Origin of the sequence: Paraburkholderia sp. USG1, assembly GCF_031570135.1 — a bacterium.
Classification (GTDB): domain Bacteria; phylum Pseudomonadota; class Gammaproteobacteria; order Burkholderiales; family Burkholderiaceae; genus Paraburkholderia; species Paraburkholderia dioscoreae.
The window spans coordinates 1-11,850 of sequence record NZ_JAMWXW010000061.1; the positions used below are offsets into that span (position 1 = coordinate 1).

The window sequence follows — 11,850 nt, forward strand, 5'->3', positions numbered from 1 at the left end:
GGCGCTGTTCGGGCTGGGTCAAAACTTCAATGGGTTCCACGTTAGAGCTGGGCTTAAACATAGGCGTAAGACTACCTCAAAGTTTAAGCGTTCCTCGTGTCCGGTTTTCACGGGGGCCGCCCCAGAATGGTAAATATCAAACTTGCGTTTGATTAGCGCCTGAACATCACGATTTCGCCATAAGTCCGAGTCGAAGCCGTGGGCACGTGGTCCTTTTTCCCGCGCGACTGTTACCTTCATGAAGTTTGGTATTGCCCGGATGGGCGCGGCAACTCTCTTCCCGCATGCATCCCGCATGGGCCGGACGGAGACGCTGCTCGGAGCGTCAACGAGGCAGGCAGCCAATGGGTATGGACGTTCTGGGCATCGTCACATATTCAGGCGATGAACATTCACTACGAGTTCGTCGGCTACGGAAAATACAGCGCCCGTTACGACGACGATCTCCTTCCCTATTCGCGAGCTATGTATGAAAGGCAAGCCGGGTGCTTAAAGTGAGAGCGACCGTCGTCCTCGGTCGTGTGACCCAGCGCGGGCCATGAAGAGACGTTCGACACACGTTTCTGATTCGTCGACAATTGGTGAGCGTAAACAACCTTCGACGGAAAACCTGAGATGCTGCTGCAACCGACAGAAATCCAGATTGAATCAACCCGGCTCTTGATCAAACCGTTCTCGGCCAACGACGCGGATGCCACGTTCTCATGCATAACTCCTTCGCTCACCCGTTACATGGCGTGGGAGCCGCCGGCATCCCGGCATGACTTCGATGGTGTTTGGCGGTCCTGGATACCGGCGATAGACGACGGATCGGACTATGTATTCGCAATCCGGCAACGCGCTGACGGGAGTTTCCTTGGGTTGACCGGCCTTCACCGCGTACGCACCGAGAGCCCGGAACTCGGCATCTGGATTCGCGAAGATCATCATCGAAATGGTTTTGGTCGCGAGGCCGTAACTCTGGTTGCACACTGGGCAACGCGAACCATTGGCTGTGCCAGTTTTACCTATCCGGTTGCCGAAGAGAACCGCGCCAGCCGGCGCATCGCCGAATCGTTGGGCGGCGTCATTGTGGAAAGCCGCGCGACACCAAAGTACATATCCGTCGTTTACAGAATTCCTCGCCGGCCAGTCATGAGCGAGGCATAAGCGGTTCGGCCCACAAACTGACATCCGCCGGCCAGGAGGCGAGATTGAAGCAGAGGCGCGGAATCGCTGACAATATGTTTTCAGTCCGGGAGGATAAAGATGGGAAGGAAATATCGGCTGCGGATTTGTTGGTATGTCGCGTTGGGGTTGATGGCGATCGCAGTTGTCTGGATTCGCGCTCCGATACCAGGAGCCGCGTTTTTTTTGCCGTGGCTTGCTACATTCCGGCGTCACTCCTTTGGATGCTACTAGGACCACTTCTACAAAGGGCTCTTCCGCGAAGCACCAAGTTATTTGGAATAGAAGAACGGGCTCTGCAAATTTCCGTTATTTTGGGCGGAGTCTGCATCAGCGCGTTATTCCTGTTTTTAGGGCAAGCAATGGTCGCAAGTTTTGGAATGGTAGCGATACTGGCCGGAATAGACGGCGTGATTCTTTCAGGTGAAGCTCGTCACGCTATAGCGATTTGAGCGGCAGCTTTGGAGAAAGATGGGCGACCCCTGTGTGACCCAACCCGGTCGCTCGCACAGGCAGGCCGGCAATGACCGCTTGCGGATAATGAACTGCCGTAGCGGTCCGAACCTCCCTTGTCGCATCCGGGCTGAGACCTCATGATCGGCGCCGAACGAAGGCATGATCATCGTGATCGATGGCAGAGCATGGCTGACTATATGGGTAGCCGATTTGTCGTCAGCATCTGCAGTGCTATTCTCTCGCCATGATCAAACGTTGGTAGCCGGTCGCGTTGTCTTGACGCATTGCTAAGTCTCGACGACGGAAATTTGCTGGCACGTGAGCACTCTCGTGCCGTAAGCCGGCGTTGGATTGACGGTCGATATTGGCCGCCGGCATCGCCTTACGACTAAGACGAATGAGCCGGCAAGAAAGCCGTGTGGACTCAAAGGCGGTTTTCAAGCTGCAACGGCCGTTCGGGCGGCCATGTTTTTGTCGGCACGTTATCGGCCTTCGCCGGAGTTCAGGCGATTCCAGATACGCGGACGCTTTACATTTCTCGCCCGTCGTTCGTGGCACTTCGCCTGAGGACGGCGCGTCTATCATCAGTAGGGCATGTATTGACCCAGAACAGACAGTGGGCTACGTCGCAACTCTCACTCAGTTTTATTCCGCCGGCCGATTGGCCAGCTAACTTTCGCGAGTTGACGCACCGCAGAGGGCGCGGTCGGGCAGCGAGGCGCGGCTGATGCTCGGCCAGAATGCGGCGACCAGACCCCTCACTGATACTGGCACAGGAACAAGGTCGCAATGCAACGCAGTCTCGACCAGCTGAAAGCGTGCGCTTACCTTACCCCCGGTCGTCAGTGTCGTAGTTGTCGGGATCGCTCATCCAGTCCGGTTCGATGTCGTTGAAATACATATCGTGCGTAACCGGCAACAATTCGACACTATCTAGTGTCAACCCATCTGCATCGATCTGAACCGTCACCAGCGCCTCGAACTCAATCTCGACGTTGTCAGGAATTGTGGCGCTACCCATGCCAACGTAATCGCGATCAATGCTGTCAAATTTTTCAAAGCTGAAGTGCACGTCGATTTGCAAAGAGGCGGTTCCACTAACCTTGATCACCGCCTGCCCGTCGTCATGCGATATCGTGTCCAGGGTAGCGCCGGTTGCGTCGGGAATGTCAAGGCTGATATCGTCAACTGTTGCCTCAACGCCTTCTTCCTCGACCGCGAACTGGGAGTCGGCTTCAACACGAAACTCGAACTTGTCCACCTGGTGTCGGGCGGCTTCGAGTATTGCGGCATGAAGTCCCACAGCATCTCCGGCTACAAACTGCGTAGCGAGGCGTACTGCAGGCTCGCGGGCCGCTCCCAGCCCCTGAATCGTAGACAGTGCATCAGCGAGATCGTCGACCACAACGAGCCGCTTTGACTGTGCACCATAACGTTGCCAGTCTTTGTCATGTGCGACGGCCAGAATTCGCGTGTCGCGGTCCTCTGCCCAGCCTTCGAGGGTGGACAGCGCCACTGCATCAGGAAATTCTTGTTTTTTCTCGCCGGTTTCCGCGAATGGCGGTTTACCCGCCTCGTAGCGGCGCATGACCTCACCGATCGAGGCAAATTCATCCTCATGAATGATATCCGCCCCAACACGCTGTGCCCAGTCGTCGAACCGCTTCCGGGCGCGCGCATCATCATCCGATGCCGCGACATTGCTCAGTGCGGTCAGTTCCTCCTGATGCGCCGAACTCAACGCTTGATGCTTGGCGGTCTGCGCCAGTGCAGTGCGTAACGCCTTCGTCGCGTCCGTTGCATTTTTTGCGAGATGCCGCTTCACCTCATTAGCCACCGTATTCGCTATGACGAGTTCAAACTCGCTTTCGCGAAACTGCTCGAGCTGAGCGAGCAGCCCGCTCTCCAGCGCGAGACCGTTCTTTTCAAAGATCGACGTGTCAATTGTCAGCGCGGTGATCTCACCGGCGAGGATTTGATTGTTGATTTTCTCGTCCATGAACGTTCGTCCAGTTACCCGTAACGGTCTGATTCTCGCACGGCGCAAGTCATATTTCCCGGGGTTTGATGATCGCGGGAGCACCTTCGAATAGGATGCGACGTCCAAACATCTTCACGAACGCGCCGCGAATGACTGCACCTGGCTGAACTCGGAACGACGTCTGGCGCCGTTGATCGCCGCGGATCCCGCCGATGGGCGAGGCTCTGCAGTCGCCCCCCGACCCGCCGTTCCCAGTTTCGGGCTGTTGATGGCGGCTCTTAAGCTACTTCGGACCGGCTTCTGATGGCGGTGTGGGATTAGTAGTCAACGCAGCCAATGAAGGGCGATCGCGACGGCCGGCCGAGATCGACATCGCGCCCGCAATCACGATGACGCTTCAGTGCGCATCGCGTCGATGACGGCCTGCGTGTACGCGCGATTCGCCGATGTTTGCGTTGAGCGTGTGAACCGCTCTCGCCGTTCGGCCTTGATGATGCCGCCGGTGCCCGCCCGCGCCTGTGTAACCTTGCTCCGGGACGCCGCAACCCATCAATCAATCACCTTTGCAAGGTAGCGATCAAGCCTAGGCTTAAGAAATGGAGCGCTTACGATAAGAAGGGCACCGATGGCCAGCGCACCGTAAGCTATAAAGCGTTCATTAGTGGATAACGTCAAGCAGGATGGCCGGTCGTGTTGCCTCAAGAAGGAATGTTACCCGAGGGGTTGTTGTCGTTCCGTCTTCTTTTTTCTTTCTTTCCTGGTTTCCCGGGCGCGGAGCGCCCGGCCCCCGGCAACTTTCAGGTTTTGCGTTTCACACTTCAGCTGACGCGTCGGCGGACCTGCCCGTGTTTCCTAGAACCATTTCCCTCACACGCTCGGCTCGCCATGCCTTGACCCTGCGTTGCAGCGTTCGTAGCTGCGCCTTGCTCGCATACGCATCCGGCACCATCGTGGCCAGTCGGTTCATTAGCTCCTGGACTGAACACCGGGCTCGGCGACGAGCCATCCTTCAATCACCGGCCATGCGTCGGCAAACGGATCGACCCGGCTTCTCCACCAGTGCTTTGCCTTGGGCTGCTTCCGATGTGTCGGACGTGCTTCACCTTCTTTCCATGCCGAAGCGAGACTCGTGAGGAACACTGCAACGTCTGGCTCTTCCTCGGGTACTGCTTCGACACGCACGCCGTGGGCCGCGAATTCGCTCAATGTCTGCTGGGCCACCCGTATCTCCTGCAGCAGCTGCACGGGGTCGACACCATCGAACTGAGCCTTCAGTTTCTCCTTGATGGTGAGGTCGATGCTGTCGTGGGCCAGAAGCCGGTCGCACGGCGTCGCCGGCGTTAAGTAGGCCTTGTGCACACGAGCGCCGTCGCGCGTCTTGGACTTCAGCTTGAATGAAGGCTGGAAGAAGTTAATGTATAGACGCGATGACGCGTATAGCTGCGCGAGCGCGTTCCTTGCATCTGTGCCGCTCAGTCGGCCATAACCGACCAGTCGCCGCACGACGGAGCCGTTCTTCTGCTCCACCCAAGCCTGATCGTTTTTCTTGTAGGCCCGCGAGCGGGTCTGCTCAAGACCGTGCTCCTTGCAATAGTCGAAGACGTTCTGGTTCATGAATGCGGTGTCGTTATCCGAATCCACTCCAAGCATCGCGAATGGCAGATCGGCCGCCACCTTGTCGAACGCTTCTATAACCAGTACCTGGTTACGCCGACGCATGGCCACACATTCTGTCCAGCCGCTGGCGATATCGGTCAACGTCAGCGTGTGGACGAACTCGCCGTCTACCTTTGTGCCGCCGCAGTGTTCGACCATGTCGATCTCGAAGAAGCCCGGCGGCGGATCGCGCCAGTCGGCAAAGGTACGCACCGGGATACTGCGCCGGATGGCGGAGCCCACACCCTTGCGGCGTTTGCGCTGCCCATCGATATGCAAACGCGCATTGGCCAGCATGCGATCGATGGTCGCCGCACTGACCTGGAGTAGCTTGGCCCTGATGACCGGATCCATGTCGAGATGGCCGTGCCGTTCCATGGCATCAACCAGCTTTGGAATCAACGCCTTCAGGCGCTTGCCGCAAATTCGGTCGGCCGCTTCCCACAGCATCGTTAACGCCTGACGCACCGCCTCGTCGTATAGCCGGTTGCGCTCGCGCGGCCCTTTTATCGCGCCCGGGTTCTCACGCAGCACCCGGATGGCGTGCTTGCGGTGATACCCCGTCAAAGCCACGAACTCGTCGAGGATTCTGCTCCGCTCACCGAACGTCGCGCCGCTATATCGCAACTGCAATGCTGCAACCAACTCCTTGCGTGCCGTCATGCTGATTTGCCTCGTCACCTCGAGCCGCTCCCGCCGGACAATCCGACCGGTAGCAAACTACGTGAGGCAACAGGTCAGCGCGAGTTGCAATTCTGATGAGTCAATGCGTGCCCAAATCACAAACCTCCGGTGCAAAGGCTGACGGCCGCTTCGACCGAGCCGACTTCCTTTACATCACCAGAGACGACCAGTATCTGTGTCCGGCGGGGCAACGCGCGATATACCGCTACACCTCGTTGGAGAGTGCCAATCTGCTGAAATTGCGGACCTACTGGAGCAGCGCCTGCCCACACTGTCCACTCAGAAAACAGTGCACGCCGGCCCCGTATCGGCGCATTCGCCGATGGGAACACGAAGTGGTACTCGACAGAATGCAACGCAGACTGGATCGTCAGCTTGACGCGATGACAATACGGCGACGAACGGTCGAACACGTGTTTGGCACGCTAAAGCGCTGGATGGGCTCGACCCACTTGCAGATGCGCAGGCTTGGGAACGTCTCGACTGAAATGAGCTTGCATGTGCTGGCGTACAACCTCAAACGCGTCATGAAGATCCTCGGATTTGCAAAGACACTGCGAGCGATGAAGCTCACAGGCGCGTAATCTCACACCTGCCTATGCTTGCGCTGGCGTGGCGCAATCAGTTCAGTCGTAGACAACAGGAAGCTGCGAAGCGCGGCCTCACCAGTCGCTCGACAGACCGCCGGCTCACGCGTTTTTATACGGTCTCGGCCAATAAGCGTCGTTCGTGCGGCACTAAAAGCCGCCGTTCCTATGACCGATGTACCTTGGACGCAGCCAAATAATTAGACAGGCATCGTCACAGGCATCATAGATCATGTTTAGATCCGTTTCTGCCGACCGCGTCGGACAGCGAGCGGCTCGCGGGTGAACAACCGGCAGATTGCGCTCGGCCATGTTGGCTAAGGCGCAAATGCTGAAAGCGCATTCCCGCGCCTTGCTTGCAATCGTAAGGAGGCGGCTTCGGGACTCGCTGCGAGCGACGCCCACCCGTGCAGCCTCGAAGTAATCGTGACGGCATCGCTGTCAGTGCAATTTCAGATCGGGCGACGCACGCCGTCCGATGCGATTTGCCATTATCAGGAAGGCCGCGCGTACCGGCCCATAGACAGATGCCTGATGCATCTGGTAAAGCGAACTGTAAAGCAGCCTTGCCAGCCGTCCACTTATGTTGACAACCGCCTGCCGCTCGCGCGGCAGACATAGCCGGTTGTGTTGCCCGCGCACGGTTATCGTGTACTTAAGCAGGGTTGCATCACGCCGAAATGAGTTTCTCGATAAACTCTTCAGCCGCCTGTGGATACGGCGCGCGCATCAGAAGATTCGACTCGCCACCTTCGCTTTGCAGCAGGACGGCTTTTGCATGGCTCAGGGTGCGAAAACCATAAATGCCGTGGTAGTGGCCCATGCCGGACGCGCCGACTCCTCCAAACGGCAAGGCATCTACGAAGACATGCGTCATCGCGTCGTTCACGACCATCGCACCCGAAGTGGTATTGGCTGCGACGCGAGCCCTCACGCCCGGCTCGTCGCTGAAAAGATAAAGCGCGAGCGGGCGGGGGTGAGCGTTGACATAAGCGATCGCCTGATCGAGTGTTTCGTAGGTCACCACCGGCAGCAACGGCCCGAAGATTTCCTCCTGCATGACTCGCATGGAATCCGTCGCGTCGATAATCAATGTCGGGGCTACCTTACGCACGGTCGGGTCGGACAGATTCTCGTCCGACGGAGCGAGGCTAACCACGCGTGCACCCTTCGAGAGTGCATCGGCGATGAGCGCGTGCTGGCGCTCGAAACCCGCGCGGGTCACCATGGACGTGTAATCGGGGTTGTCGCACATAGATGGATACATCTGCGCGATGGACGCCTTTGCATGTTGGACAAAGGCATCCACGCGTCCCGCTTCGACGAGCACGTAGTCGGGCGAAAGACAGATTTGCCCCGCGTTGAACGTTTTCACTGTCAACACGCGGTCGGCGGCGCACCGGAGATCCGCGTCAGGTGCCACAATGACAGGCGATTTGCCGCCAAGTTCTAGCGTGACGGGCACGAGATTATCCGAGGCAGCGCGCATGATGTGATGCGCAACCTGGGTGCTACCGGTGAATACCAGGTGATCGAAGGCCTGCGCGCTGAACGCCGCGCCAGTTTCCGGTCCGCCCAGCACCGCGGTGAATTCATCCGCGTCGAAGTGGTGGGCGATTAGCTCGGCCAGCAGTTCCGAGGTGCCGGGGGTGAGTTCTGAGGGCTTGAGCATTGCGCGGTTGCCTGCGGCAAACGCACTCGCCAGCGGTCCTATCGCGAGCACGATGGGGAAATTCCACGGGCTGATAATGCCGACGACCCCCAGCGGCTGATATTCCACCCGCGCGCTGGCGCCGGGGAACGGCTCGATAGACGGTTGCGCACGCATCCATTCGTCGAGGTGATCGCGGTTGAACCGCAGCCCTTCAATAGGCGTCAGGATGTCGGCGAGCATCGTTTGCTGACGGCTGCGGCTGCCGTAATCGGCCCGAATCGCATCGACGAGTGCGTCGCGATTCGTTTGCAGCATGTCGATCGCGCGCTCGATGCGATCCTTGCGCAACGCGATGGATGGCGGCCCGTCGCGCAGCTGCGCCTGCTTCATCGCTTCAAGGTGAGCTCCGATCTGTTCTGCAGAGGGGGCAACGGGAAGTTTGAAATTGGACATGATTTATCTGCCTGTATCTGAATCTCGGTTTGTCGCGCGGATGCGCGTTTGATTAGCCAAGCACGGCTTCGATCAAGCGGGGGCCGCGTTGCGCCATCGCTGCGGTGAATGCCTGTTCGAACGCGCGTTTTGAGGTCGCACGCACTGACGTGACGCCGAGTCCCTGTCCGGTCGAAACCCAGTCCAACGCAGGCGTATGCAATTCGAGCATCGCCGAGGCGCCGGCACCGTCGGTCGGGGCGCCGACGCGTCGCAACTCGTTGTTGAGCACCTTGTAGCCGCGGTTGGCATACACCACGGTGACGATATCCAGGTTCTCGCGGGCCTGAGTCCAGAGGGATTGCACGGTGTACATCGCGCTGCCGTCGCCGACCAGAGTCACAATTTTCCGGTCCGGACAGGCAATCCCGGCGCCCGTCGAGACAGGCATCATGCTGCCGATCGCGCCACCCGTGAGATTCAGAAAATCGTGTGGCGCAGCTGTGCCCAACATGTCGTAGTAGGGCAAGGTCGATGAAACACCCTCGTCGGCGACAATCGCGTTCATTGGGAGATGCATCGTTACGATCTGCGCGATGCTTTTCGCGTCCAGTGCGCCGTCAAGGGAGAACTCAACCGGTTCGCGCTGGATGAGGCGTTCTTCGGCGTGCTGTGCATCCACGGCATCCATCAGCGACATGAGCGCAGCGGTGCTGTCTTCGTGCGGATGGGTCAGGACGCTGATCTCGCAGTCGTCCGGCGTGAGCCAGCTGGGCTTGTCCGGGTAGGCAAAGAAGCTGACGGGCGGACGGGCGCCTATCAGAACCAGCAGTTCAGTGCCTGCGAGAAATTCAGTGGCGACTTCACCAAAATAGGGAAGGCGCTCCACCTGCACGCGGGATGTGCCCCTTTCGATACGCGGCGCGAAGGTGTCGCAAACGAGTCTCGCGCCTGTCTTCACCGCGATCTTTCCGGCCGCGATCAAACCTTCGCCTCGCAGCGCCTCGCCTCGGACCAGCAGCACGGTCTGCAGCCCGGCGCGCAGCTTGCCGGCAATTCGGTCGATGGTCGAGTCGGCGGCTCGGCTCCGCGCCGCGAGCGGCAGTGGAGCGGCAACGCCTTCTGCTGTGTCCCATGCAGTATCGGCGGGAAGAATGAGCGTGGCAATCTGTCCCGGCGCCTCGCGTGCAACGCGCACAGCCCGGGCGGCGTCAGCACCAACTGTGCGTGCGCTCGTCGACGAATGCACCCAGTCCGATACCGGGCGGGCAAAACCTGCGATATCCGACGCCAGCGGCGCGTCATATCGTGCATGCGACGACGCATGGTCGCCGACAATGTTGACGACGGGGCTCGACGCGCGTCGTGCGTTATGAAGATTGCTCAGCCCATTTGCGAGCCCAGGGCCCAAGTGCAACAGCGTGGCGGCCGGCTTGCCCGCCATACGTGCGTAGCCGTCAGCGGCGCCCGTGACCACATTTTCTTGGAGACCAAGGACGGGTCGCATCTCCTTGACGGCGTCGAGCGCGGCGACAAAGTGCATCTCCGACGTGCCAGGGTTCCCAAAACATACGTCCACATCGCTGGCGACCAGCGATCTCAACAGGCTTTCTGCACCATTCATGATATCTGCTCCAAAAATGACGAAAAGTGGGCACCTGCGCCGTCTCAAGACTTCATCGCAGTACCGCTTGACGACCATTCTGGGCAGATCTATTGTGAGTAACAATTGGGCCCGATTGGAAACTTAGTTACATCATGCGTAAAGATCTCGACTATGGACTGTTGCACGCCATGACAGCGTTCGTGAGGGTTGTAGACTCAGGCACGTTTACGGCTGCGGCGGAGCAGATGGAACTGACAACGGCGCAGATTTCGCGACTCGTATCGGGACTGGAAAACCGGTTGAGTACCAAGTTGCTGCAGAGGACCACCCGGCGCATTGCATTAACCAGCACTGGCGAAACCTACGTCACGCAATGTCGGGATATTCTCGAGCGGGTGGAAATTGCGGAGGCGTTCGCATCGGGGGCGACGGTGGAACCCGCAGGGCGACTCAAGGTGCAATGCATGAGTAGCTTCGGAGCGCACTATGTCGCGCCGCTCGTCGCCGAATTCTGCGCGGCATTCCCGAAGGTCAGTGTCGAATACGCGACTTCGCAGTACACGCCCGCTCTACTCGCAGAAGGTATTGATGTCAGCATCTATCTGGCGAAGGAACTCGCTGATTCCGGGCTGGTCGCGCTTCCGCTGGGCACAGTTTTCGGAATTCTTTGTGCTGCGCCCGCCTATCTGGCGCAGCACGGAACCCCAAGGCATCCACGTGAACTGAAGGACCATGCATGCATCCGGCTGGTCAATCCATCTGCGCCAGCGAACTGGCACCTGCAATCGGCGAGGCGTACGTTTCAGATCGAACCCGGCGGCCCCATCGTTTCCGATAACCCGGATGTCCTTCTCCTGGCGGCAGAGCAGGGCAGTGGCATCATCTTGCTGCCTTACTATACGGTCAAGGAATCGATCCGTAACGGACGGCTGGTTCGCGTTCTTCCGTCGTGGCGGTCGCCGGAAGTGACTGCATTCGCTCTGTATCCGTCACGGCAATTTCTGGATGCGAAAACCAAAGCCTGGCTTGAGACGCTCAAGACACAGGTTACACCGGCGCTCGCGGAGGATGCTGCGATGTTCCTGTGATCGCGCCGGTTAGATGCGGTCACGGAGTCCGGTCGGGCTAGAAGTTGGTTTGTCTAAGAATAGTGACAAAGTGAAATGGGCATCGACCGAGGATGCTCAACGAAGTCGTCTGGATTCCCGAGCCGCGAAGAGTTGTTGTAGGTATGATTTTTCGCTTTCCGACATCGACGTCGTGATTAGCGACGAAGACGATTGGAAGAGTCAGGACGAGCTACTCGCGCGACGGAGTTACAAGCGGGCGATGTCAGGTGCGGTCGATATTCTTGCCGCAGTAATTCACTCTTCGAGTGGCCGTTGTACCACGAGCCGCCCTATAGGTCCGATCAGGTTGACAGACCGAAAAGGGCCGCCTGATGTTGCTCGCATAAATACTGCACGCGGCGATCCCCTGACGTCTACGTCGGACCGGGTTCGGCCGAGGCCGTGTAAAAACGCGTGTGATCACCTAGACTGAATCAACCTGCTGAACGAGAGGCGCAGATGGGGCGATTTGTCGAGGGTGCGCAACGCAGTCAGACCACACTATTGCCAGAGTGTCT

Annotated in this window: 6 protein-coding genes and 2 pseudogenes; 4 read left to right on the top strand and 4 right to left on the bottom strand. The window is 58.7% G+C overall.

Features of this window, described 5'->3' with window-relative positions:
- Nucleotides 1-615: 615 nt before the first annotated feature.
- A complete protein-coding gene (locus NE850_RS39055; protein WP_007180789.1) occupies nt 616-1,149 on the top strand; it encodes a GNAT family N-acetyltransferase in 534 nt (177 codons plus the stop codon).
- A gap of 44 nt (nt 1,150-1,193) precedes the next feature.
- Entirely contained in the window at nt 1,194-1,619 is a 426-nt protein-coding gene (locus NE850_RS39060) for a hypothetical protein (protein ID WP_157187817.1), read from the top strand.
- Nucleotides 1,620-2,452: 833 nt separating this feature from the next.
- On the opposite strand, the gene NE850_RS39065 is transcribed toward NE850_RS39060, so the two are convergent.
- Nucleotides 2,453-3,622, bottom strand: a complete 1,170-nt coding sequence (locus NE850_RS39065) for a PIN domain-containing protein (protein WP_007180790.1) — start codon at nt 3,620-3,622, stop codon at nt 2,453-2,455.
- 793 nt (nt 3,623-4,415) lie between these two features.
- Nucleotides 4,416-5,923: pseudogene (locus tag NE850_RS39070) on the bottom strand (transposase family protein).
- A gap of 107 nt (nt 5,924-6,030) precedes the next feature.
- Here NE850_RS39070 and NE850_RS39075 point away from each other — a divergent pair.
- A pseudogene (locus NE850_RS39075) lies at nt 6,031-6,528 on the top strand (transposase); the annotation flags it as partial.
- A gap of 673 nt (nt 6,529-7,201) precedes the next feature.
- Here the strand turns inward: NE850_RS39075 and NE850_RS39080 are convergent.
- Complete coding sequence (locus NE850_RS39080; RefSeq protein WP_310700396.1) at nt 7,202-8,638, bottom strand: coniferyl aldehyde dehydrogenase; 1,437 nt, start codon at nt 8,636-8,638, stop codon at nt 7,202-7,204.
- A 52-nt stretch (nt 8,639-8,690) separates the two neighbouring features.
- Nucleotides 8,691-10,241, bottom strand: a complete 1,551-nt coding sequence (locus NE850_RS39085; protein ID WP_310700398.1) for an acetolactate synthase large subunit — start codon at nt 10,239-10,241, stop codon at nt 8,691-8,693.
- Between the two features lie 134 nt (nt 10,242-10,375).
- On the opposite strand from NE850_RS39085, the gene NE850_RS39090 reads away from it, so the two are divergent.
- Complete coding sequence (locus NE850_RS39090) at nt 10,376-11,311, top strand: LysR family transcriptional regulator (RefSeq protein ID WP_310700397.1); 936 nt, start codon at nt 10,376-10,378, stop codon at nt 11,309-11,311.
- Nucleotides 11,312-11,850: the final 539 nt, after the last annotated feature.

Excerpts from the sequence above, each read along its gene's own strand:
- NE850_RS39090 (WP_310700397.1), top strand. The coding sequence starts at position 10,376 with ATGCGTAAAGATCTCGACTATGGACTGTTGCACGCCATGACAGCGTTC.
- NE850_RS39080 (WP_310700396.1), bottom strand. The coding sequence starts at position 8,638 with ATGTCCAATTTCAAACTTCCCGTTGCCCCCTCTGCAGAACAGATCGGA.
- NE850_RS39065 (WP_007180790.1), bottom strand. The coding sequence starts at position 3,622 with ATGGACGAGAAAATCAACAATCAAATCCTCGCCGGTGAGATCACCGCG.
- NE850_RS39055 (WP_007180789.1), top strand. The coding sequence starts at position 616 with ATGCTGCTGCAACCGACAGAAATCCAGATTGAATCAACCCGGCTCTTG.
- NE850_RS39085 (WP_310700398.1), bottom strand. The coding sequence starts at position 10,241 with ATGAATGGTGCAGAAAGCCTGTTGAGATCGCTGGTCGCCAGCGATGTG.